We start from the raw sequence: 23,513 nt of genomic DNA on the forward strand, positions 1-23,513 counted from the left end.
TTAGCTCTCAGGAGGCCAGATGAGCGGCTCGCTACTGAACCGGTTGCAAGGGTACAAGGTACGCGACAGCGCCCCCAAACCGCCGGTCGCCGGCAAATTGACCCGGGTGGTGGGGCTGACCCTCGAAGCCATCGGCTGCCGTGCCGCCATCGGTGCCCTCTGCCGCATCGATACCCTTGATGGGACGCTGGAGGCTGAAGTGGTCGGTTTTTCTGGCGATCGCCTCTATCTGATGCCGAGCGAGCAGCTCAAGGGGGTGATCCCCGGTGCCCGGGTGGTGCCCATCACCGAAGAGCACGGCATTCCGGTTGGGATGAACCTGCTTGGTCGGGTCATCGACGGCATCGGCCAGCCACTCGATGGGCTCGGCCCCATTCTCTCCTCCCAGACCGTGCAGTTTGCCCAGCACCGCATCAACCCGCTCTCTCGCCGCCCGATCCATCAGCCGATGGACGTGGGGGTGCGCGCCATCAACGCCGTGCTGACGGTCGGTCAGGGCCAGCGGATGGGGCTGTTTGCCGGTTCCGGTGTCGGTAAATCGGTGCTGCTGGGCATGATGACCCGCGGCTCGGTGGCGGATGTGGTGGTGGTCGGCCTCATCGGTGAACGGGGCCGGGAAGTGAAAGAGTTTATCGAAGACATTCTGGGAGAGGAGGGGCGTGCCCGCTCCGTGGTGGTAGCGGCTCCCGCCGATGCCTCGCCGCTGATGCGGCTCAAGGGGTGTGAAACGGCGCTGGCCATTGCAGAATATTTCCGCGATCAGGGGCTTAATGTGCTGCTCTTGATGGACTCCCTCACCCGTTATGCCCAGGCCCAGCGTGAGATCGCGCTGGCGGTGGGCGAGCCGCCAGCGACCAAGGGTTATCCACCGTCGGTATTTGCCAAATTACCGGCGCTGGTGGAGCGGGCGGGCAACGGCAGTGACGGCCAGGGCTCCATCACCGCCTTCTTCACCGTACTGACCGAGGGGGATGACCTGCAAGATCCCATTGCCGATGCGGCGCGGGCGATCCTCGATGGCCACATAGTGCTGTCGCGTGAGCTGGCCGATGCGGGCCACTATCCGGCTATCGACATCGAGAAGTCCATCAGCCGGGTCATGCCCATGGTCACTTCGCCGGAACATATGGATCTGGCGCGCACCCTCAAGCAGTTCTACTCCCTCTATCAGCAGAACCGGGATCTCATCACCATCGGCGCCTACAGTCAGGGGGCCGATCCGCGTATTGACCGCGCCATCATTCAAAAACCCTATCTGGATCAGTTCTTGCAGCAGGGGATGCGCGAGGTTATTCACTACGATGATGGCCTGCAAGCCTTGCAAATGGTGGCGATGCCATTGATGCGCTGATGATGGTCGGTAACAGAGAGGTCGACGATGAGTAAAGGGTTGGTATTGTTGGCCGATCGGCTGGTAGAGGCGGAGCAGCAGTGTGCGTTGGCGCTGGTGAAGGCGCAGCAGGATCTCAAGCTGTTCATGGATCAGCAAAATGCTCTCAACCAGTACCGCCAGATCTATCACCAGCAGTGGACCGATCGCGGCCTGCAGGGGATTTCGCCCCAGCAAAATACCCAGTATCACGCCTTTATCAACAAGCTTGAACAGGCAGCGACCCAGCAGTACGAAGGGGTGTTGCAGGTGCGTCAGGCGCTGGAACAGCGCCGTGAAGAGTGGCTGGCGGCCCGGCAGCGGCGCAAGGCGGTTGAGCTGTTGCTGGAGAAGCAGGCGAGCCGCGAGCAGCAGAAAGCCCAGCGTCAGGAGCAGAAGATGCTGGATGAGTACGCCATGTTGCGACGCTTTCATCAATCTGGCCTGTAACTTGCTTTGATATGGACATTGTCGGCGGCCATCTCTTTGGGGGCCACCAGAATTCAGGGATCCCATCATGATGCAGACACTGTTGACACAAACGCCTTCGGCTGCGGCCAACGGGTTGGACAAAGCGCCTCTGAGCGGTTCCGTCGAGAGCAAAAGTATCGATGGGGGAACCGGCAGCGACAGCAAGGGAGATTTCGCCACCCTGATTGCCAAGGCCCGGAACAGCGAGCAGGGCACCGCCGAGGCCACTCAGGGCGGTAACCATGTTCGATCAGCCAAATCTTTGGCGACCGAGAGCGCCTCTCCCAAAGAGGAGACCGGCAAGGAGCAGGATCCTGACGCCGACAACAAGGTGGAGGAGGTCCCTGCCACCGACTTTCTGCTGCGCCTGCAAGACTCCCTCAAGCTCGACACCTCGCTAGTGACCCCCCAGCTGGCGGTGGCGGCCCAACAGAACGCCACTGCGGTAGACGGCAATCCGTTGCCGCAAGAGGGTGAGCTGGAGGGGATTGCGCTTGATGAAAGCGAGCAGACCCCAGCCGCAGCCAGGATTGCCCAACAGCTTGCTGGTCAGACCGGGGCGCAGTCGCCGCTGGCGACGACCGCCAACTCGACTCTTGATACCACCGTATCGTCCTCAGCGGCGCGAGTGGTGGCGCAGGGCGATGCCTCTGCTGCCGTTCTCTCCTCTGAAGGTGAAGATGCCGCCACTACTGGGGATGGGCAGGCCCGGGAGAAAGCCTCTGCCAAGGGCGAAACCCTCGGGGCTGATGGCAAGCACACCAAGCCCCTCACAGGGGCAGAGCGAATGGCCCAGCTGGCCAAGATGTTGCCGGTCGATGAGTCGGCAAGCACCGCCAAATCCGCGGAGTCGCTCGCTGCAAAAGAGGTTGGCGACAGCAAATCCGATCTCGCCGCCAGCAATGCTTTGACTAACAAGGGGCAGGCGACGCAAGCCGCGATTCAGGGGGCCGCGCTCAAGGCCTTCAATGAGGGGCTCAAGCAGCCTGAGGCTGGCACAGCTACAGCCACGGCTGAGGGCAGTGGTGCAACTGGCAAGGGGGCAGAAAAGGGTGCCGCCGAGGGTAGCCAGCAGCCAGCCACCGCCGCTAATCAAGGTTCGGCGCCCGTGACGACGGCGCAGAGTGCCGCAGAAAGTGCCGCAGCCCAGAGCAGCGTAACGACAAATGCGACGGCTCAGAGCGATAGCGCTGCCGCCCCCGTGATGGTGGCGCCGCAGCAGGTGTTGGCACAGGCTGAATCTCAGGGGCCGCAAGCACCGCTGTCGACCATTTCAGCCGGCATCAAGCAGATGGAAGTGACCGGCACCGACGAGGTACGCAAAGCGGTTTCGCTTGAGGTAAAACCGAAGGCCGGTGAGGCGGAGAAGAGCCTGGTTGCGACGACATCTAGCAGTGAGAGCAGCCCGAGCCAGACCGTTCAGCATGGCCAGAACAGCCAGACTCAGCCACAGGTAGCCGATAGCCGGGCGCCCGCCGCTGAGACGACGCTGCGCCGTGAGCCGCAGAATTTACCCCATTTGAAACTGGCCAGTCAGGAAGCACCTGCCGAATTGCACCAGAAGGTCAATGTGATGCTGGCCGAAAAACTGCAACAGGCGGAAATTCAGCTCGACCCCCTCGGCCTTGGCAAGATGAAGATCCAGATCCAGATGGGGGCCGACAGCCAGGCCAACGTCCATTTTGTGGTACAACATGGCCAGACCCGCGAGATGCTGGAGCAGGCGATGCCCCGGCTGCGTGACATGCTGGCAGGGCAGGGGATCCAGCTTGGCCAGACGCAGGTGCAGCAGCAGTCGCAGCAACAGCAGCAACAGGGCCAGCCCACCTTTAACGGGCAGGGTCAGCAGGGTCAGAGTAGTGGTCAGCCGCGGTCCGGTAACGGGCTGGTTGAAGGGGAACTCACCACTTCCAACCCCAGTTTGCTGGTGGAATCGACAAACGGTTCCGGAATTGATTTCTATGCTTGATGCAATCCCGAGTAAGTTTATGATATCGAACAAGTTTGAGACTAGGGTGGACAAGGGATGGCTGACGATAACGAGTTGACGCTAAAAGACCCGGCTGCGGGCAAGAAAAAGAAGCTGATCATTATCATTGCCCTGGCGGTTATTTTGCTGGGCGGTGGTGGTGTTGGCGCCTTCCTGATGCTCTCCGGCTCCGATAAACCGCCCGCTGAAGCGGCGGAAGGTGCCGAGGCCGCCCCCAAAGAGGAAGCGCCTAAACCTTCCCTCTATGTCGGTATGCCGCGCCCCTTTGTCTTCAACGTCGCAGGTGCCCAACGAGATCGACTGGTGCAGATCAAGATCCAGCTGATGGTGCGCGGTACCGCCGACGAGACGCTGGCCAAACAGAATATCCCCCTGATTGAAGGCACCTTGCTGCGGGTATTCAGCGCAGCCAGTGCCGAACAGCTGATGACCTTTGAAGGCAAGGAGAAGCTGCGCAAGGATTCACTGGAAGAGTGCCGTCGGGTGCTCAAGGACCTGGTCTCTTCCCCCGTTATCGAACAAGTGCTGTTTACCGGCTTTGTAATGCAGTAGGTGAAGCGTGAGCGATCTGTTAAGTCAGGACGAAATTGATGCCCTCTTGCACGGTGTCGATGATGTCGAAGAGGAAGAGATAGGCGGCGCTGGAGACCCCGGCGTAGCCCAATTTGACTTCTCCTCTCAGGACCGCATCGTCCGTGGTCGCATGCCGACGCTGGAGCTGGTGAATGAACGTTTCGCCCGCCATATGCGGATCAGCCTGTTCAACATGATGCGTCGTACCGCCGAGGTCTCCATCAACGGGGTGCAGATGCTCAAGTTTGGCGAGTATGTTCATACCCTGTTTGTGCCGACCAGTCTCAACATGGTGCGGTTCCGCCCGCTCAAGGGGACGGCACTCATCACCATGGAGGCCCGACTGGTCTTCATCCTGGTGGAGAACTTCTTCGGTGGCGATGGCCGTTATCACGCCAAGATTGAAGGGCGCGAATTTACCCCGACCGAACGGCGCATTATCCAGATGCTGCTCAAACTGGTGTTTGAGGATTACAAGGATGCCTGGGCGCCGGTGATGGATGTGGGGTTCGAGTATCTCGACTCCGAAGTGAACCCGGCAATGGCCAACATCGTCAGCCCGACCGAGGTGATCGTGGTCAGCTCGTTCCACATCGAGCTCGATGGTGGCGGCGGCGACTTCCACGTGGCGATGCCTTATTCCATGCTGGAACCGATCCGCGAGCTGCTGGATGCCGGTGTGCAGAGTGACAAGGGGGATACCGACGTACGTTGGAGCAAGGCGCTGCGTGACGAGATCATGGACGTCAAGGTGGAGCTGCGGGCCAAGCTGCTGGAGACCGAACTCACCCTGCGTGAACTGATGGAGCTGCGACCCGGCGATATCATTCCGGTCGATATGCCGGAAAATCTGCTGGTTTTTGTGGAGGACTTGCCCACTTTCCACGCCAAGATGGGCCGCACCAAGGATAATGTGGCGCTCAAGATCACCGACAAGCTCAAACGTCCGGAAGGGGTCAAGACGGAGATGCATCTGGTGACCCGGGGCGGGGTACGAATTGATGGCGAGGCCGAGCTGGAAGAGCTCGAGCGCAGTATCGAAGATCAACAGCGATAATTGACGGTTTATTACGGTAAACGGTCACGAAGTAGCATAAGGAAACAAGATGAGCGGAACTGAGGAAGAGGATCTGATGGCTGATGCCTGGGCTGCGGCTCTGGAGGAGCAGGTGACGGCGGAAGCCAAGCCAGCCCCGCTGGAAGAGTTGAAAGATGATGCCCCCATCAGTGCCGAGGAGCGTCGCAAGCTCGACACTATTCTCGATATTCCGGTCACTATCGCCATGGAGGTGGGCCGTAGCCAGATCAGCATCCGCAACCTGTTGCAGCTGAACCAGGGCTCGGTGGTGGAGCTGGATCGGGTTGCAGGCGAGCCGCTGGATGTATTGGTCAACGGTACCCTGATCGCTCACGGCGAGGTGGTGGTGGTGAACGACAAGTTCGGTATCCGCCTGACTGACGTCATCAGCCAGATTGAACGGATCAAGAAGCTCAAATGATGCGCCTCCTGTTGTTATTGCTGCCTGTTCCGGCCTTTGCCGAGACAGCGACATCTGCCAACGTGCCTAGTCTAAGCTCCTGGTTGCTCTCCAGTCTGATGGTGATTGGTCTCATTCTGGTGCTGGGCTTTCTGCTCAAGAAGAGCAAGCTGGCGACCGCCATGGGGGGCGGCCAGATGCGGGTCATCGCCTCGTTGCCGGTGGGTTACAAAGAGAAGCTGCTGGTGGTCAAGGTGGGCGAACAGCAACTGCTGGTCGGCGTAACACCGCAGCAGGTCAACTTTCTCTACCGGCTGGAGGAGCCGCTGGACGAAAACCAGCCTCAGGCGTTTTCCCAGCAGCTTGGCAAATTGATGGGCAAGCATGAAAAAAGCTAACGGCTTGTGGCTGAAAACGGGGCTGCTGGTCAGCCTGCTGATACCACTGTTTTGCTCCTGGCCTGCGTTGGCACAGGATGCCATGTCGGCGGTGACCGTCAAGACCATGGGGGATGGCTCTCAGGAGTACAGCCTGACCCTGCAAGTACTGGCGCTGATGACCGCGCTCTCCTTCTTGCCGGCCATGGTGATCATGATGACCTCGTTTACCCGCATCATTGTGGTGTTGGGTATCTTGCGCCAGGCGATAGGTCTGCAACAGAGTCCTTCCAACCAGGTGTTGATCGGCATCGCCCTGTTCATGTCGTTCTTCATCATGTCGCCGGTGCTGGATCGCATCAATGATGAGGCGTTGCAGCCCTATCTGGCCGAGACCATTCAGGCAAAGGATGCGCTGGAGCGGGCCGAGTTGCCCATCCATCAGTTCATGCTGGCCCAGACCCGCATCAAGGATCTCAACACCTTTATGGAGATCGCCAACGTGCAGGTGGAGAAACCTGCCGATGTGCCGCTACGAGTGCTGATCCCGGCGTTTGTCACCAGCGAGCTGAAAACCGCCTTCCAGATTGGTTTTATGCTGTTCTTACCGTTCCTGGTCATCGATCTGGTGGTGGCCAGTATTCTGATGGCGATGGGGATGATGATGCTCTCGCCGATGATCGTCTCGCTGCCCTTCAAGTTGATGCTGTTCGTGATGGTGGATGGCTGGAATCTCATTCTGGGGTCGCTGGCCAACAGTTTCGGACTGGGTGCCGGTTAGCCGGTCGAGCGCAAGGAGCCCGAACATGAGTCCTGAAACCTTTGTCGACGTCTTTCGCGAGGCGCTCTGGCTGGTCAATATCATGGTCAGCGCCGTGATCCTGCCCAGCCTCGCTATCGGGCTGGTGGTAGCCATTTTTCAGGCGGCCACCTCCATCAACGAACAGACCCTGAGCTTTCTGCCCCGTCTCATCGTGACACTGTTTGCGCTGGGTGCTGGTGCTCACTGGGGAATGCAGAGTCTGATGGACTTCTTTGTACTGATGGTCAATCAAATCCCCGAGGTGGTGGGATGACCTACACAACCGCTCTGATCATGGAGTGGTTGTCTTCCATCCTCTGGCCGCTGGCGCGGGTGAGCAGCCTGCTGATGGTGATGGCGGTGTTCGGCAGCCGCCTTGCTCCTGCGCGGGTACGGATGGGGCTGGCTTTGGCCATCACCTTTCTGATTGCCCCGCTGCTTCCGAAAATGCCCCCCATTGAACTCTTCTCGGTCGGCAGCTTTCTGGTATTGGGCCAGCAGCTGCTCATCGGTATTGCCCTCGGCCTGATGACCCAGTTTCTGATGGAGAGCTTCGTGATGGCCGGTCAGGTCATCGCCATGCAAACCAGCCTCGGCTTTGCCACCCTGGTGGATCCGATGAATGGCCAGTCGGCCCCCGTGGTGGGTCAGTTTTATCTGATGCTGGCGACCCTTGTGTTTCTGGCGCTGGATGGTCATCTGGTGATGCTGCGGCTGGTCATTCTTAGTTTCGAGACACTGCCTGTCTCCGAGCACGGTCTCTCGGTTTCATCCATGAAAACCCTGAGTGCGTTTCTGGGTGTGATGTATCAGGCTGCTTTGGTGATGTCGCTCTCAGCCATCGTCGCCTTGCTCCTAATCAACTTCGCCTTTGGTGTCATGACCCGGGCGGCGCCGCAACTCAACATTTTCAGTATCGGTTTTGCGGTCAGCATGATGTCGGGTCTGCTCATCCTCTGGCTCACTATCGGCGGGTTCCTCGGCCACTTCGACATCATGTGGGAGCGGGTGCAGGAGGTCAGTTGCGAGCTGATCAACACCCAGTGCTTCGGGGGCGCTCATGGCTGATACCGACCAGGAACGTACCGAACAACCCACGGGCAAACGACTGCAACAGGCCCGTGAAAAAGGGCAGATTGCACGTTCAAAAGAGTTGGGGACCGCCAGCGTTCTGCTCTCGGCGGTCTTTGGCCTGCTGATGCTCAAAGCCTCGCTGGCGACGGCCATGATCAAGGTTGTCACCATGGGCTTTACTCTGGACAGGGAGCAGGCGTTCGATCCCAATGCCATGATCGCCATGGTGCCGGCGCTGCTGGGGGAACTGGTTCTTCCGCTGGGACTCTTGTTTGCACTGGTGGCGATTGCCGCTTTTATCGGCAACACCCTGATGGGGGGGATGAACTTCTCCACCGAAGCCATGATGCCCAAGATGAGCAAGTTGAGTCCGCTCAGCGGCATAAAGCGAATGTTCGGGGTGCAGTCGCTGATTGAGCTGGTCAAATCCATCGCCAAGGTGGTGTTCATCACCCTGTTTGCCTGGTGGATGCTATCCAGCCAGTTCAATCACCTGCTCAACCTCTCCATGGAGGGATTTCCCGGCGGTATTATCGATGCGTTGGAGCTGTTTCTCTGGATGTTGATCATCCTCTGCTGCGCCCTGCTTCCCATCGTTGCCATCGACGTGCCGTTCCAGAAGTGGAACCATATGCGTCAGCTCAAGATGACCAAACAGGAGGTCAAGGACGAGTTCAAGGACAGCGAAGGCAAGCCCGAGGTAAAGGGCAAGATCCGTCAGTTGCAGATGCAGATGGCGATGCGCCGGATGATGGGGGATGTACCCAAAGCCGATGTGGTGATCACCAACCCGACCCATTACTCGGTAGCGCTCAAGTATGATGCGGGCAAACCCGGTGCCGCGCCCAAGGTCGTGGCCAAGGGCACTGATGAAATTGCAATGAAGATCAGGGAGATCGCCAGAGAGTACGAGATCCCCATCATGCCGTCACCGGCTTTGACCCGAGCCATTTACCACTCAACCGAGCTGGGCCACGAGATCCCGGAAGGACTGTTTGCGGCGGTTGCCCAGGTGCTCGCCTATGTCTTCCAGCTCAAGAAATTCCGCCGTGGTCAGGGGCGCCGTCCCCAGCCGCTGGCTAAAGATCTACCCATTCCGACCGAATATCGAAAATGACAAAGTTCTGACGTAGTCAAAATAAATCCATTGCATTTCAATGTCTTGTATTGTTGGCTTGATGTTTGCTTTAATCTGGCACCAGCAGGTTGAAATTGAGAAGCGCGATGGAATTCAAGGCAGTATTGGGCCAGTTCAAAGAGTACCGGGGAGTTTTGGGCAAAGGCCTTGGTACCCCTCTGCTGGTATTGGCCGCGCTCGGCATGGTGGTGTTGCCCATCCCGCCGTTGATGCTGGATGTGCTCTTCTCCTTCAACATTGCCCTCTCCATCGTGGTGCTGCTGGTATCCGTCTATACCCGCCGCCCCCTCGAATTTGCAGCCTTCCCGACCGTACTGCTGCTCGCTACCCTGCTGCGGTTGGCGTTGAACGTCGCCTCGACCCGGGTGGTGTTGCTGGAAGGTCACAATGGTAGTGCGGCGGCCGGCCATGTGATCGAGGCGTTCGGTAACGTGGTGATCGGCGGCAACTATGCGGTCGGCATCATCGTTTTCACCATCCTGATGATCATCAACTTTGTGGTCATTACCAAGGGGGCCGGACGGATCGCGGAAGTGAGTGCCCGTTTTACCCTTGATGCGATGCCGGGCAAACAGATGGCCATCGATGCCGATTTGAACGCCGGTCTCATCAATCAGGAAGAGGCGAAGAAGCGTCGTCAGGATGTAACCCAGGAAGCTGACTTCTACGGCTCCATGGATGGTGCCTCCAAGTTTGTCAAAGGGGATGCCATTGCGGGCATCATGATCCTCTTTATCAACATCATCGGCGGCTTCATCATCGGGATGATGCAGCACCAGCTGACCTTCAGCGAATCTGCCGAGATCTATACCCTGTTGGCCATCGGTGACGGTCTGGTGGCGCAGATCCCCTCCCTGCTGCTCTCCATCGCCGCCGCCATCATAGTGACCCGTCAGAATACCGATCAGGACATGGGAACTGCGGTGCTGGGTCAGCTGTTTGACAATCCCAAAGCTCTGATCATCTCTGCCGGTATTCTGCTGATGATGGGACTGGTGCCGGGGATGCCGCATTTCGCCTTCCTGAGTCTGGGGGCTCTCGCCGCTGCCGGCGCCTGGTGGTTGCTGCGCCGCGAGAAGCTGGCAGCCGCCAAAGCGGCCAAGGGCGAGCTGCTGCCTGCCACAGCCGAACAACCTCATGAGCAGAAAGAGCTGAGCTGGGACGATGTGATGCCGGTGGACATCATCGGGCTGGAAGTTGGTTATCAGCTGATCCCGCTGGTGGATCGCAATCAGGGTGGCGAACTGCTCAACCGGATCAAAGGGGTGCGCAAGAAACTCTCGCAAGAGCTGGGCTTTCTGGTCCCTGCCGTCCACATTCGCGACAACCTGGATCTGGCGCCAAACCAATACCGCATCACCTTGATGGGGGTCAGTACCGGCGAGGCCAATGTCTACCATGATAAGGAGATGGCCATCAATCCGGGGCAGGTGTTCGGCCAGATCCAGGGGATAGCCACCCGGGATCCCGCCTTCGGACTGGAAGCGGTCTGGGTTGCCAAGGAGATGGTCTCTCAGGCACAGACGCTGGGGTATACGGTGGTGGATACCGCGACCGTGGTGGCTACCCATCTGAGCCAGATCCTGACCAACCATGCGGCTCTGCTGCTGGGCCATGACGAAGTACAACAACTGCTCGACATGATTGGCAAACATCAGAGCAAGCTGGTCGAAGGTCTGGTGCCGGAAGTGATCAGCATGGGTAACCTTGTGAAGGTATTGCAGAATTTGCTCAATGAAGGCGTGCCAATCCGCGATATGCGCACTATCCTGCAGACCCTGGTTGAATACGCGCCGCGCAGTCCTGATCCGGAAGTGCTCACGGCCGCTTGCCGGATTGCCCTGCGTCGCCTGATTGTGCAGGAGATTGCAGGCCCCGATCCCGAGCTGCCGGTGATTACCTTGGCGCCGGAATTGGAACGTATATTGCATCAATCCCTGCAGGCTGGTGGCGGTGATGGTGCCGGTATTGAACCGGGTCTGGCAGAGCGGATGCAGCGCTCGCTGGTGGAAGCCACTCAACGACAAGAATTGGAAGGCCAACCGGCCGTGCTTCTGACATCGGGGATCTTGCGCAATACCCTGGCGAAATTTGTCAAGAATGCCATTCCTGGATTGCGCGTTCTGTCTTATCAGGAAGTGCCCGACGACAAGCAGATCCGCATCGTCAGTGCGGTAGGGCAGAACTAGTTAGCGGAGACGACGGGTGAAGATTAAGCGGTTTTTTGCCAAGGATATGCGAACGGCTCTGGCCGAGGTCAAGGAGACTCTCGGGCCTGACGCCGTCATCATGTCCAACAAGAAGGTCACCGGAGGGGTAGAGATAGTCGCCGCAGTCGATTATCAATCCCAGGTCCCGGGGCCCAAAGATGCGCCGGTTCGCCGTCAGCTGAACGATGAGAGCGTCAATATTTCGTCTGCTGCTCGGCAGATGATCCGCCCCGAGCCGACGCCGGCGAAGGAGCAGAACGAACATTATGCCGATACCCTGGCCGCCTTGCTGGCGCGCCAGCAGAAGCTCAAGCCGGGCAATGGGGCGCCAATGGGCAATACCCAATCGGCCGGGCTGGCCGCTGCCAATGCAGCGCCCAGAACATTGGCCGAGCAGGGGCAGTGGGGCGCCGCTCCGGAACCTGCCAAACCCAAGGCCCGGGTTGCGTCTGGCCAGCGCCCCCCTCAACCTGCCCAGCGGGATCAGGAGATGGAGGGGATGCGCAAGGAGATGGCCAGCATCCGCAAATTGCTGGAGCACCAGATCTCCGGGCTGATGTGGCAAGAGGTGGAACGCCGCGAACCGATGCGGGCCCTGCTGATCAAGGAGCTCAAAAAGCTCGGCTTTGATGATGCGTTTGCCGATCAACTGGCGGGACTGATCCCCGAAGATATGTCCATCCATCAGGCTATGGCCCAGTTGGCCGAGGTGCTTACGGCCCAGCTCAAGATCAGTGAGGACGAGATCATGCGTCAGGGCGGCGCGGTGGCGCTGCTTGGTCCGACCGGGGTGGGCAAAACCACTACCATCGCCAAGCTGGCTGCCCGTTTCGCCATGAAGTATGGCGCCGAGCAGGTGGCGCTGATCACCACCGACAACTACCGGATTGGTGCCCATGAACAGCTGCAGACCTATGGCCGCATCATGGGTTGCCCGGTACGGCAGGTGCGTGATGCCGAAGAGCTGGCCAATGCCCTTTATCAGTTCCGCCACCGTCGGCTGGTACTTATCGATACGGCCGGGGTGGGTCAGCGGGACATCCGGTTGACCGAGCAGCTCGATACCCTGGTCAAGAATGCCAAGGTACGGATCCGAAGTTATCTGGTGATGTCGGCAACTTCCCAGCGTCGGGTGATGCAGGAGGCGGTTGACCATTTCCGGCGTATTCCATTAAGCGGCTGCATACTTACCAAATTGGATGAAAGTCTGAATCTGGGCGAAGTGATTAACGTGTGTATCCAGAATTCATTGCCCATCAGCTATATCACTGACGGACAAAGGGTTCCGGAAGATATTCAGGTTGCCAATGCGGCGCAGCTCGTAGGAGCTGCCATGGGCTCGCTGGAGCGAGAAACAGAGGAGCCCTATTTCTGGGGCGCAGGCTTTGGCGAGGCCGAAGATTCGGAGTTTTATGAGTAACATGTATATGGATCAGGCGAGTGGTCTGCGCAAAATGCGTCAAAACAATCGAGTAAAAGTAATCGCCGTTTCCGGTGGTAAAGGTGGCGTGGGCAAGACCAACGTGACCCTGAACGTGGCCGGAGCTATGGCCGCCCAAGGCAAGCGGGTGATGGTGCTGGATGCCGACCTGGGTCTGGCCAACGTCGACGTCATGCTTGGGCTGCGGGTTCATCGCAACCTCTCTCATGTCCTGGCGGGTGAATGCACCATCGACGATATCATCGTCGAAGGTCCCTACGGCATGATGATCGTGCCTGCGACCTCGGGCACCCAGTCCATGGTCGAGCTTTCTCCGGTGCAGCATGCCGAGCTTATCCGTGCCTTCAGCGAGATGAAGACCCAGGTCGACATCCTGTTGGTGGATACGGCTGCGGGGATCTCCGACATGGTGCTGAGCTTCACCCGTGCCGCTCAGGACATCATGGTGGTGGTCTGTGATGAGCCGACCTCCATCACCGATGCCTACGCCCTCATCAAGATCCTCTCCAAAGATCACGGTGTGTTCCGCTTCAAGGTAGTGGCCAATATGGTGCGCAGTCTGCGCGAAGGGCAGGAGCTCTTTGCCAAACTGACCCGGGTCACGGATCGTTTCCTCGACACCTCGCTGGAACTGGTCGCCTGTGTACCCTATGACACCAATCTGCGTGCCGCCGTGCGCAAGCAGAAGCTGATTGTCGAGGCGTTTCCCAAGTCGCCGGCCGCACTGGCGTTCCGGGCCCTTGCCAACAAGGCGGCGAGCTGGCCGGTGCCCAACCAGCCGGGCGGCCATCTGGAGTTTTTCCTGGAAAATTTGTTGCAGAAACCGGCCACAACACAGGAAGGTTCCCGTGAATAAAGCCCAAGCGTACTTGCGTCATCAGGATTCCTACGTGCTGGTGGAGCGTCATGCTCCCCTGGTCAAGCGAATTGCCCAGCATTTGTTGGCTCGCCTGCCCAGCAGTGTCTTGCTGGATGACCTGATCCAGGCAGGTATGATTGGGCTGCTTGAAGCCTCCCGCAACTTTGACGGTAGCAAGGGGGCCAGCTTCGAGACGTATGCCGGGATCCGCATCCGCGGCGCCATGCTGGATGAGATCCGGCGTGGTGACTGGGTGCCCCGTTCAGTGCATCGCAACAGTCGGGCTATTGCAGAAGCGATCGAGAATGTCGAGCAGACTCACGGGCGTGACGCGCGAGATACCGAGGTTGCTGCCGAGATGGGGGTATCCATCGCTGATTACCATGCGATGCTGCAAGATGTCTCCTGCGGAAAAATTATCGGCATCGAAGATTTGGGGGTCAGCGAGGATGTGATCGGCAACCCCGATGACGCCCCTTCAGGCTCTGGATTCGATGAATTGGCTGCCGAGCGATTTCAGATTCAATTATCCGAGCAAATTGGTCGTCTACCAGAGAGAGAAGCTTTGGTTCTCTCTCTTTACTACGATGAAGAGCTGAATTTGCGTGAAATTGGCGAGGTTTTGAATGTCAGCGAGTCGCGTGTGAGCCAGATCCACAGTCAGGCAATGCACAGATTGCGTGCTCGTTTGAGAGATTGGCATCTATAAGTGTTTGTACTGGCTACACTGAGATGAAACTCTAAGGCATAATCCGCACGACACAACCCGTTTTTAGCATCATGTAAGTGAGCCACTCTGGTGGCTATTTAGGAGGGAATTTTGGACAAGAACATGAAAATCCTCATTGTTGACGATTTTTCAACGATGCGCCGGATTATCAAGAACTTGCTGCGCGACTTGGGATTCAACAATACCCATGAGGCGGATGACGGCAATACAGCGCTGCCGATGCTGAAAAATGGTGATTTTCAGTTTGTAGTTACCGACTGGAACATGCCTGGCATGCAAGGTATTGACCTGCTTAAAGCCATCCGTGTTGATGAGAAGCTCAAGCATCTGCCGGTACTGATGGTAACCGCTGAAGCCAAACGTGAGCAGATCATTGAAGCCGCCCAAGCTGGCGTCAACGGTTACATCGTCAAGCCCTTCACCGCAGCAACGCTCAAAGAAAAACTCGACAAAATTTTCGAACGAATTGGCTAAGGAGCTGCAGGGATGATGGCCAAAACGAGAGCAATGATTTCGCTCGACCAGGCAAGGATGCTTGTTGCTCATCTGGAGCAAGGCGAATTTGAGCTGGCCGATGAACTGCTTGCCGAAGTATGTGCCCCCAACGCAGCCGATCTGTTTGAAAAAGTAGGTCAGCTGACCCGACAACTGCATGATTCACTTCAAGAATTTCGCCTCGACCCCCGTATTCCCGATTTGGCTACCCATGACATTCCCGATGCTCGGGAGCGTTTGAGCTACGTTATCGATATGACCGACAAAGCGGCCAATCGCACAATGGATGCGGTGGAAGCCAGTTTGCCGATAGCGGATCGCCTGAATGACAATATCCAGCTGGTGATGCCGAACTGGAATGCCCTGATGTCTCGTGACATGAGCGTGGGGCAGTTCAAATCCTTATGTCACCAACTTGATGATTTTATTAAGGCTTCAGAGTCTGATGCCGATAAATTACGGCAACTGCTGACAGAAATCCTGATGGCGCAAGATTTTCAGGATTTGACAGGTCAGATGATCCGCAAGGTCATCAAGCTTGTTCAGGAAGTTGAAACAAAATTAATAGAAATGCTGACCATGTTTGGTGAGGCTTCTGCTGAGCATTCAACTCGTAGTATTCCTGTCAACGGGATTGAAGCAGAGGGCCCTATCATGAACCCCGAGGCTCGTGCCGATGTGGTCAATGGTCAGGATGATGTGGACGATCTGCTGTCTAGCTTGGGATTCTAATGGAGTGACGCATGGCCTTCGAAGTTGATGAAGACATACTGCAAGACTTTCTGGTCGAAGCATCCGAAATATTGGAACAGTTGTCTGAACAACTGGTCGACTTGGAAAAGCGGCCCGATGACAAGAACCTGTTGAATGCCATCTTTCGCGGTTTCCATACCGTGAAAGGGGGGGCAGGTTTCCTGTCGCTCGGTGAACTGGTTGATGTATGCCACGGTGCGGAAAACGTGTTCGATATCTTGCGTAATGGCAAGCGAACCGTTACTGCGGAGCTGATGGATGTGATCCTGCAAGCGCTGGATGCCATCAATGTCATGTTTGCCCAGGTTCAAAATCGCGAAGCACCCAGCCCTGCGTCAGATGACTTGCTTCATGACCTCCACGAGTTGTGCAAGCCGGAAGGGGAAGAGCAACTGCGCACTGCTACCAGTGCGGCTGCGGCTGTAGAATCTGAACCGGCAGCACCGGTAGTTGTTGAAGAAGTTGTTCCAGACGTTGTTGAACCCGCAGCCACCAGCAGCGAGCCTGCTCCTGTCAATGGCGGCGGCTCGATAGATGAAATTTCTGCAGACGAATTTGAACGCCTGCTGGACGAGCTCCACGGCGTGGGTGGGGCACCGACCAAGACGGTTGCAGCAGCGCCTATCGCTGGTGGCTCTGGCGATATCACCGATGATGAGTTTGAGGCCTTGCTGGATCAACTCCATGGTCAGGGACAGCACATGGGGGCGCCAGAGGTGAATCCTCTGAAATCGGTGCAAAAAGAGGTGGACGAGCTTATCGATGATGATGAGTTTGAACGCCTGCTTGATGAATTGCATGGTCGTGGTCAAGGGCCTCAGAGTACTATGGCACCTGCCGCACCTGCCGCACCTGCCGCACCTGCCGCACCTGCCGCACCTGCCGCACCTGCCGCACCTGCCGCACCTGCTGCGGTGACTCCGCCCAAACCGGCCACTCCTGTTGCCAAACCAGCACCGGCAGCCCCCGCAAAACCCGCTGAAGCAGCCAAGGCACCAGCGCCTGCCGCCAAGGCTGCGCCTGCGCCAGCAGAAAACAGTGCCGTGCAAAGCGATACGACGGTGCGGGTGGATACCAAGACCCTCGATGTCATCATGAACATGGTAGGTGAGTTGGTACTGGTTCGTAACCGGCTGGTGAGCCTGGGTATTGCCAGCAATGATGAAGAGATGTCAAAGGCGGTTGCCAATCTGGATGTGGTAACGGCTGACCTGCAAGGTGCGGTGATGAAAACCCGCATGCAGCCAATCAAGAAGGTATTTGGTCGTTTCCCGCGCGTGGTGCGTGACCTGGCCAGAACCCTCAAGAAAGAGATTGAGCTGGTGATGGTGGGGGAAGAGACCGATCTTGATAAAAACCTGGTAGAGGCGCTCGCCGATCCTCTGGTTCACCTTGTTCGCAACTCATGCGATCACGGGGTCGAAATGCCGGATGTGCGAGAGAAAGCGGGCAAGCCGCGGCAAGGGACAATTACCCTTAGCGCCTCCCAGCAAGGTGACCATATTCTGCTTTGCATCGAGGATGATGGGGCAGGGATGGATCCTGAGAAACTCAAGTCCATCGCAATCAGTCGCGGTGTTCTGGATGCAGATACTGCCGCTCGCATGAGCGACAACGATGCCTATAACCTGATCTTTGCTCCGGGCTTTTCAACCAAGGCCGAGATCTCTGATATCTCTGGCCGTGGTGTCGGAATGGATGTGGTTAAAACCAGCATTGTCAGCCTCAATGGATCGGTGCACATCGATTCCACCTGGGGGAAAGGTACCCGTCTCGAAATCAAGGTTCCGTTGACGCTGGCCATTCTGCCAACTCTGATGGTGGAAGTGGGTGAGCAGACCTTCGCACTTCCCCTTGGTTGTGTGAACGAGATTTTCCATCTGGATCTGAAAAAGGCCAACATGGTTGATGGCCAGCTCACCATCATTGTGCGCGAGAAGGCGATACCGCTCTTCTATCTGCACAAGTGGTTGATTCGTGGCGCCAACAAGCGTTCACGTCAGGATACCGGACATGTGGTGATCGTGCAGATTGGCACTCAGCAAATCGGGTTTGTGGTAGACAGCTTGATTGGTCAGGAAGAGGTGGTGATCAAGCCACTTGATAACCTGCTGCAAGGCACCCCTGGCATGGCCGGTGCGACGATTACCAGTGATGGCGGAATCGCTCTTATTTTGGATGTGCCGAGTCTGCTCAAAGCATATGCGCGTAGACATTAATAGCTCAGGCCCAAGGAGTTAGAAAAACAACAATGGCAGTCAAGGTATTAGTTGTCGACGATTCGAGCTTCTTTCGCCGTCGGGTGAGCGAGATCATCAATCAGGATCCCATGCTGACGGTGATTGATACGGCCCAGAATGGACGTGAGGCGGTGGACAAGGCGCTGTCACTGCGCCCTGATGTGATCACCATGGACATCGAGATGCCCGTGATGGATGGCATCAGTGCGGTGCGGGAGATCATGGCCAAGTGCCCAACCCCCATTCTGATGTTCTCCTCCCTGACCCATGAAGGGGCCAAGGCTACGCTTGATGCGCTGGACGCCGGTGCACTCGACTTCTTGCCCAAGAAGTTTGAGGACATTGCCAGAGACAAAGATGAAGCGGTCAGACTGTTGCAACAACGGGTGAAGGAGATCTCCCGCAAGCGCTTCCTGATGACATCCGCTGCTCGTCCCAAAGCACCTGAACCGGTTGCTCGTGCTCCTCTGGGCAGCATAGCGCCCAGAACTCCTGATCGTCAGCCTGACCTGCAACGCACTGTGCCAAGTGCTTCATTCAAGCGCAGTGGCAAGAGTTATCAGTTGGTGGCGATCGGGACTTCTACCGGCGGACCTGTTGCTTTGCAAAATGTGCTGACCAAGTTGCCGGGGGATTTTCCCCATCCCATCCTGCTTATCCAGCATATGCCAGCCACTTTTACTGCCGCGTTTGCTGCCCGTCTCAACGGGTTATGCCAGATTGGCGTCAAGGAAGCGGAAGATGGCGATGTGCTTAAACCAGGGCATGCCTACCTTGCTCCCGGTGGCAAACAGATGCTGTTGGAAGGTCGTGGTGCAGGGGCTCGCATTCGCATCGTGGATGGCAACGACAAGGTAAATTACAAGCCTTGTGTGGACATCACCTTTGCCTCTGCGGCCAAGACCTATGCCGATAAGGTACTGGCGATTGTGCTGACCGGTATGGGCGCAGATGGTCGTGATGGCGCCAGACTGCTGAAAGAGCAGGGATCAACCGTCTGGGCTCAGGATGAGGCTTCCTGCGTGGTATATGGTATGCCGCAAGCGGTAGCCAAAGCGGGGATTGCCAGCGAATCACTCCCTCTGGACAAGGTGGCCCAGCGTATTCTGGTTGAGTTGGGACGCTAATCATGGGCTTGCTCGGTCTGCTCCTGGCATTGGGGGCTATTGCCATTGCCCAACTGTGGCATGGCGGCTCCCTGTTGACGCTGGTGGACGGCCCTGCTTTTTTGATCGTGCTGGGTGGTACCGTCGGTGCCGTCACGTTGCAGACTCCAGCCAAGTACATCTTGCTGGCGTTGCGCCAGCTGTTATGGATTTTTACCCCTCCCCGCCAGGATCTCGCGACGCAGGCCGAACGGTTGCAGTCATGGGCCGTCTTTGCGCGCCAGCAAGGGCTGCTGGCCCTTGAAAATCAGGCTGAGCAGGAGGAAGACAACTTTACCCGCCAAGGGCTTGGCATGATTGTCGATGGGGTATCCACGGAGGATATTCGCATGTTGCTCGAAGCCGATATCGATATCGAGCAGGAGCGCAATGAACATGCCGCCAGGGTATTTGAAGCCATGGGGGGGTACAGTCCGACCATCGGAATCATCGGTGCCGTGCTGGGCCTGATCCAGGCCATGTTTCATCTCGAAGACCCGTCAGCGCTGGGGGCGGGTATCGCAGTGGCATTTGTGGCAACCATCTATGGAGTGGGGTTTGCCAACCTCATCTACCTGCCTATCGCCAACAGGCTACGCGCATTTCACTATCACTATGCACTCTTTCAGGAGATGACCCTGGAAGGGCTGCTGGCTATCGCCCATGGTGAAAACGGCTTGCAGGTTGAACGCCGGCTCAGGGCCTATTTGAAAGGAGAGTAGCCATGCGCAAGCGCTATCGGTTGCACTTGCAGGGTCGCGAGCATCTTGACCGCTGGCTGGTCTCCTATGCCGATTATATGACGCTGATCTTTGCTTTGTTCGTGGTGCTTTACTCTGTTGCGCTGGTGAACAAGGACAAGTATCGCGCGGTGATTGATGGTATGAGCCAGGCGTTCAGTGTCATGCAGTCTGGCGGCAATGGCTTGCTTGAAGGGCAGGGTAATTCCCTGCTGGATAACGCGGTATCTGCCTCTCCATCGTTGTTGGAAAGCCCAGCATCCCCCTCTCCTTCACTTGCTCCTATTTCTGGTGTGCCAGTGCTGCAAGATGGCGCGACACTTGCAAAACTCGATATGCAGTTGCAACAGAGCATGGGCTCGCTGGTGGATGCCGGTATCGTCAAACTGACGCAAGATGAGAACTGGCTGACGGTTGAACTCAGTTCCGGCTTGTTGTTTGGCAGCGGCAGTGCCTTTTTGGGACCAAACGCTGCACCGGTCATTAATACTCTTTCAAGTATTCTCAAACCGGTCGATAACTATGTAAGGGTTCGGGGTTATACCGATAACCAACAGATAAATAATGAAATTTATCGTTCTAACTGGGCGCTTTCTGCTGCTCGGGCCGAAGCGGTACTCAATGGTTTGATTGCAGATGGGATCGCCCCCCAGCGTCTGGCGTTCGAGGCATATGGCGAGTTTTCCCCCTTTGCTGACAACGGCAGCGAGCAGGGCAGACTGCAGAATCGCAAGGTTGTGGTCGCTATCTCCAAATTTGCCTGGGTGCCGCCGGCACCTGTGGTTGCAACACCGACGGTAGTTGCTGAACCGGTTCCTGCTGTACAGCAGGCGGTGGATGCAGGAGAGATAAAGGTGATCACCTTGCCCGGTGGTGGCATACGCATAACAACAAGGCAGGATTGATACAGTGATTGTTTGGACGGTTGCCAACCAGAAAGGTGGTGTGGGTAAAACCACCACAGTGGTCTCGCTTGCGGGGATCCTGGCCCAGCGTGGCCAGCGGGTGCTGTTGATTGATACCGACCCCCATGCTTCGCTGACTGCATATCTTGATTTTGATTCAGATCGCCTGGATGGAACCCTCTATGAGTTGTTTCAAGCTGTCAAACCGACAGCCGAGCTTGTCAATAAACTGACGCTCAAGACCAAGTTCGAAAATATCAACTTACTGCCAGCATCTATTACTTTGGCGACCCTTGATCGGGTGATGGGCAATCGTGAGGGGATGGGACTGGTACTGAAGCGGGCACTGCTGCGCATTCAGGATCAATATGATTACGTGCTGATCGATTGCCCGCCAGTGCTGGGGGTGATGATGGTCAACGCGCTGGCTGCCTGCGATCGCATTCTGGTGCCTGTCCAGACCGAGTTTCTGGCCCTCAAGGGGTTGGAGCGGATGATGAAAACATTCGAGATCATGCAGCGTTCCAAGCGTGACAAGTTCCGTTATACAGTGATCCCGACCATGTTCGACAAGCGCACCCGTGCCTCTCTGATGACCTTGAAGTCGATCAAGGATCAATATGGAGATTCAGTGTGGAATGCGGTGATCCCTATTGATACCAAGTTTCGGGATGCCAGCTTGCTGCATATCCCCCCGTCTATCTATTCTCCCGGGAGTCGTGGAACCTATGCATATGAAACGCTGCTCAACCATCTTGATGCCCTTGAGCGGCAACGGGTTCATGAGGTGACGGCATGAGAGATACCATTCAAGTTCGGGCGATGGATGACTATTTCCATTCCCTGCTGCTCGATGAGCCACTGGTGCTGGATGAGGTGGAAGATGCTCAATCCGCCCCTGTTTTACAGTTGCAACGTCAGCCCCAAAGCGTCCCTGAGGTAGTCGCCGCACCTTACCTCGAAAGCGATCCACGGCTTGCCCAACTTGGTGAGCTATTGGCTCAGGTGGGACAAGTCCAGTTCGAAAATGATGCCTTCACCCAGGAGATAACACTCACCACTCCGCTGGAGATTGTGGCAGAGGAATCACTGCTGCCGGTGGAGCCTGAATGGCCTGAGGAGGTTCTGCTTCCCGAGGTTGCAGAGCCCCATACTACAATCCTGACCGAAACGGTGCTGGAGGTTGCTCCGGTAGAGGCCAGTGAACCTGTTACCTGGGAAAATATCGATACTGGTAAAGAGTTTCAGGCCCTTTTCTTTGAAGTCGCAGGCGTGACGTTTGCGGTGCCGTTGACCGAGCTGGGTGGTATTCATCAGCTGGGCGAGATCACCTCCCTGTTTGGCCAACCGGGTTGGTACAAGGGGATCATGACCTCCCGCGAGCAGAAGATGAATGTGGTCGATACTGCCCAGTGGGTCATGCCGGGTCAGCATCTCGAGATGGATGATTACAAGTATCTGATTATGCTTGGTGAATCGCCGTGGGGATTAGCCTGCCACCATCTCAAAGGGACTGAATTGTTACACCGTGACCAGGTGAAATGGCGCCATCAGGAGGGCAAGCGCCCCTGGTTGGCTGGCATGGTCAAAGAAAAAATGTGTGCCCTGTTACACGTCCGCGAACTGCTCCTGTTGCTGGAGCGTGGGGTTAACATAGAAGGTCGCTGATAACTTCTGCAATCGAGCTGTTTTATTGCTAGTTTTAGCAGTAGACGTTTTCATAAAAGGAATAAAAACATGACAGAAAAGCGCAATATTGCACAGAATCTGGCCGAAGATGAAGTGCTGCAATGGGTAACCTTCCAACTGGAAAACGAAACCTACGGCATCAATGTGATGCAGGTTCAGGAGGTGTTGCGCTACACCGAAATTGCACCGGTGCCGGGTGCGCCTGAGTACGTACTGGGGATCATCAACCTGCGTGGCAATGTGGTGACTGTCATCGATACCCGTTCCCGTTTCGGTCTGCCTTCCGGTGATGTGAGTGAAAACTCCAGGATCGTGATCATCGAGGCCGAGAAGCAGGTGATCGGCATCATGGTCGACAGTGTGGCGGAAGTGGTTTATCTGCGCTCTTCCGAAATCGATGCGGCACCTGCGGTCGGTACTGAAGAGAGCGCCAAGTTTATTCAGGGGGTGAGCAACCGCGATGGGCAACTGCTGATCCTGGTTGACTTGAACAAGCTGCTCTCCGATGAAGAGTGGGAAGATATCGGTTCCCTCTGATAAGTAAGGTGATGTTTTGATAATCGAGATGGTTGCCTTGGGGTTGTCCCTGATTGCCTTGGCGTTTGCCTCTTATATCTGGTTCAAGAGCAAGCGCAGCAAGCAGGAGTCCGAGGCCAGTGTGGCAACCCTGCAAGGTCAGTTGGAAAGCTTGCGCAAGCAGATGATGGAACTCCATACCGGCGCCATTGGCATGGGGCAGCGTCTGCAGTCGGTGGAAGGGGCTATGCAGCAGGTCAACGAGCGCCAGCAAGAGCTGACCATGCAGGATCCCGAACGCAGGCTCTACAGCCGAGCGGCAAAGATGGTCGAACTGGGCGCCGATCTTGATGAAGTCATGAGTGAGTGCGAGTTGCCAAAGGCAGAGGCTGAGCTCTTGATATCGTTGCGAAAAGGTCGCTCTTGATGATTCAGGAAGGCAATTGCCTTCCTGAATTTTATGGCGTGCAGCCGCTTGTCCCCCAGCTGCGTTGAGCAGGCGGTTTCTACCGTATTTT

General features: G+C 56.8%; 25 protein-coding genes. All 25 read left to right on the plus strand.

Annotation, left to right across the window (positions count from 1 at the left end; genetic code table 11):
* Positions 1 to 19: 19 nt before the first annotated feature.
* The 25 genes from fliI (at position 20) to AB5Z02_RS06270 (ending at position 23,422) form a co-directional block, all read left to right on the plus strand.
* The gene (gene fliI / locus AB5Z02_RS06150; protein ID WP_042054465.1) at positions 20 to 1,351 is read left to right on the plus strand and encodes a flagellar protein export ATPase FliI; all 1,332 of its coding nucleotides are present in this window, start codon (positions 20 to 22) and stop codon (positions 1,349 to 1,351) included.
* Between the two features lie 27 nt (positions 1,352 to 1,378).
* A complete protein-coding gene (fliJ, locus tag AB5Z02_RS06155) occupies positions 1,379 to 1,819 on the plus strand; it encodes a flagellar export protein FliJ (RefSeq protein WP_368215577.1) in 441 nt (146 codons plus the stop codon).
* A 67-nt stretch (positions 1,820 to 1,886) separates the two neighbouring features.
* A complete protein-coding gene (locus AB5Z02_RS06160; protein WP_368215579.1) occupies positions 1,887 to 3,809 on the plus strand; it encodes a flagellar hook-length control protein FliK in 1,923 nt (640 codons plus the stop codon).
* A gap of 57 nt (positions 3,810 to 3,866) precedes the next feature.
* The gene (gene fliL, locus AB5Z02_RS06165; protein ID WP_042054463.1) at positions 3,867 to 4,382 is read left to right on the plus strand and encodes a flagellar basal body-associated protein FliL; all 516 of its coding nucleotides are present in this window, start codon (positions 3,867 to 3,869) and stop codon (positions 4,380 to 4,382) included.
* A gap of 7 nt (positions 4,383 to 4,389) precedes the next feature.
* On the plus strand, positions 4,390 to 5,460 hold the full coding sequence (fliM, locus tag AB5Z02_RS06170; protein WP_005334736.1) for a flagellar motor switch protein FliM: 1,071 nt from the start codon (positions 4,390 to 4,392) through the stop codon (positions 5,458 to 5,460).
* A 49-nt stretch (positions 5,461 to 5,509) separates the two neighbouring features.
* Complete coding sequence (fliN, locus tag AB5Z02_RS06175) at positions 5,510 to 5,902, plus strand: flagellar motor switch protein FliN (protein WP_005298791.1); 393 nt, start codon at positions 5,510 to 5,512, stop codon at positions 5,900 to 5,902.
* Positions 5,899 to 6,279, plus strand: a complete 381-nt coding sequence (gene fliO / locus AB5Z02_RS06180; protein ID WP_231720588.1) for a flagellar biosynthetic protein FliO — start codon at positions 5,899 to 5,901, stop codon at positions 6,277 to 6,279. Before fliN ends, fliO begins: the two co-directional genes overlap by 4 nt.
* Entirely contained in the window at positions 6,266 to 7,039 is a 774-nt protein-coding gene (gene fliP, locus AB5Z02_RS06185) for a flagellar type III secretion system pore protein FliP (RefSeq protein ID WP_139398689.1), read from the plus strand. Before fliO ends, fliP begins: the two co-directional genes overlap by 14 nt.
* Positions 7,040 to 7,064: 25 nt before the next feature.
* Positions 7,065 to 7,334: a flagellar biosynthesis protein FliQ gene (gene fliQ, locus AB5Z02_RS06190; protein WP_058055732.1), complete on the plus strand. Its 270-nt coding sequence runs from the start codon at positions 7,065 to 7,067 to the stop codon at positions 7,332 to 7,334.
* Positions 7,331 to 8,128, plus strand: a complete 798-nt coding sequence (gene fliR / locus AB5Z02_RS06195; protein WP_058055733.1) for a flagellar biosynthetic protein FliR — start codon at positions 7,331 to 7,333, stop codon at positions 8,126 to 8,128. The genes fliQ and fliR overlap by 4 nt, the downstream gene beginning before the upstream one ends.
* Positions 8,121 to 9,251 carry a flagellar biosynthesis protein FlhB gene (flhB, locus tag AB5Z02_RS06200; RefSeq protein WP_368215581.1) on the plus strand — a complete coding sequence of 377 codons (1,131 nt, stop codon included), beginning with the start codon at positions 8,121 to 8,123 and terminating at the stop codon, positions 9,249 to 9,251. Before fliR ends, flhB begins: the two co-directional genes overlap by 8 nt.
* Positions 9,252 to 9,358: 107 nt before the next feature.
* Positions 9,359 to 11,461: a flagellar biosynthesis protein FlhA gene (flhA, locus tag AB5Z02_RS06205; RefSeq protein ID WP_005353675.1), complete on the plus strand. Its 2,103-nt coding sequence runs from the start codon at positions 9,359 to 9,361 to the stop codon at positions 11,459 to 11,461.
* 16 nt (positions 11,462 to 11,477) lie between these two features.
* The gene (gene flhF, locus AB5Z02_RS06210) at positions 11,478 to 12,902 is read left to right on the plus strand and encodes a flagellar biosynthesis protein FlhF (RefSeq protein ID WP_110302520.1); all 1,425 of its coding nucleotides are present in this window, start codon (positions 11,478 to 11,480) and stop codon (positions 12,900 to 12,902) included.
* A gap of 1 nt (position 12,903) precedes the next feature.
* Complete coding sequence (locus AB5Z02_RS06215) at positions 12,904 to 13,779, plus strand: MinD/ParA family protein (RefSeq protein WP_013723550.1); 876 nt, start codon at positions 12,904 to 12,906, stop codon at positions 13,777 to 13,779.
* A complete protein-coding gene (locus AB5Z02_RS06220) occupies positions 13,772 to 14,491 on the plus strand; it encodes an RNA polymerase sigma factor FliA (RefSeq protein WP_019444723.1) in 720 nt (239 codons plus the stop codon). Before AB5Z02_RS06215 ends, AB5Z02_RS06220 begins: the two co-directional genes overlap by 8 nt.
* A gap of 111 nt (positions 14,492 to 14,602) precedes the next feature.
* On the plus strand, positions 14,603 to 14,986 hold the full coding sequence (gene cheY / locus AB5Z02_RS06225) for a chemotaxis response regulator CheY (RefSeq protein WP_013723552.1): 384 nt from the start codon (positions 14,603 to 14,605) through the stop codon (positions 14,984 to 14,986).
* Positions 14,987 to 14,998: 12 nt separating this feature from the next.
* Positions 14,999 to 15,739: a protein phosphatase CheZ gene (locus AB5Z02_RS06230; RefSeq protein ID WP_005353668.1), complete on the plus strand. Its 741-nt coding sequence runs from the start codon at positions 14,999 to 15,001 to the stop codon at positions 15,737 to 15,739.
* Positions 15,740 to 15,750: 11 nt separating this feature from the next.
* On the plus strand, positions 15,751 to 17,979 hold the full coding sequence (locus AB5Z02_RS06235) for a chemotaxis protein CheA (protein WP_368215583.1): 2,229 nt from the start codon (positions 15,751 to 15,753) through the stop codon (positions 17,977 to 17,979).
* Positions 17,980 to 18,011: 32 nt separating this feature from the next.
* Positions 18,012 to 19,127 carry a chemotaxis response regulator protein-glutamate methylesterase gene (locus tag AB5Z02_RS06240; RefSeq protein ID WP_110302517.1) on the plus strand — a complete coding sequence of 372 codons (1,116 nt, stop codon included), beginning with the start codon at positions 18,012 to 18,014 and terminating at the stop codon, positions 19,125 to 19,127.
* Positions 19,128 to 19,129: 2 nt separating this feature from the next.
* Positions 19,130 to 19,867 carry a flagellar motor protein gene (locus AB5Z02_RS06245; RefSeq protein ID WP_005343988.1) on the plus strand — a complete coding sequence of 246 codons (738 nt, stop codon included), beginning with the start codon at positions 19,130 to 19,132 and terminating at the stop codon, positions 19,865 to 19,867.
* Between the two features lie 2 nt (positions 19,868 to 19,869).
* Positions 19,870 to 20,790, plus strand: coding sequence for a flagellar motor protein MotB (locus tag AB5Z02_RS06250; protein WP_021229886.1), 921 nt, complete (start codon positions 19,870 to 19,872; stop codon positions 20,788 to 20,790).
* A 4-nt stretch (positions 20,791 to 20,794) separates the two neighbouring features.
* Entirely contained in the window at positions 20,795 to 21,589 is a 795-nt protein-coding gene (locus tag AB5Z02_RS06255) for a ParA family protein (RefSeq protein ID WP_005334696.1), read from the plus strand.
* Complete coding sequence (locus tag AB5Z02_RS06260) at positions 21,586 to 22,458, plus strand: chemotaxis protein CheW (protein WP_368215587.1); 873 nt, start codon at positions 21,586 to 21,588, stop codon at positions 22,456 to 22,458. The genes AB5Z02_RS06255 and AB5Z02_RS06260 overlap by 4 nt, the downstream gene beginning before the upstream one ends.
* A 69-nt stretch (positions 22,459 to 22,527) precedes the next feature.
* Positions 22,528 to 23,016: a chemotaxis protein CheW gene (locus tag AB5Z02_RS06265; RefSeq protein ID WP_005298836.1), complete on the plus strand. Its 489-nt coding sequence runs from the start codon at positions 22,528 to 22,530 to the stop codon at positions 23,014 to 23,016.
* Between the two features lie 28 nt (positions 23,017 to 23,044).
* On the plus strand, positions 23,045 to 23,422 hold the full coding sequence (locus AB5Z02_RS06270; RefSeq protein ID WP_168769852.1) for a DUF2802 domain-containing protein: 378 nt from the start codon (positions 23,045 to 23,047) through the stop codon (positions 23,420 to 23,422).
* The last annotated feature ends 91 nt before the right edge of the window (positions 23,423 to 23,513 follow it).

It is taken from the genome of Aeromonas sp. R2-3, from assembly GCF_040908375.1.
GTDB classification, from domain to species: Bacteria; Pseudomonadota; Gammaproteobacteria; order Enterobacterales; family Aeromonadaceae; genus Aeromonas; species Aeromonas veronii.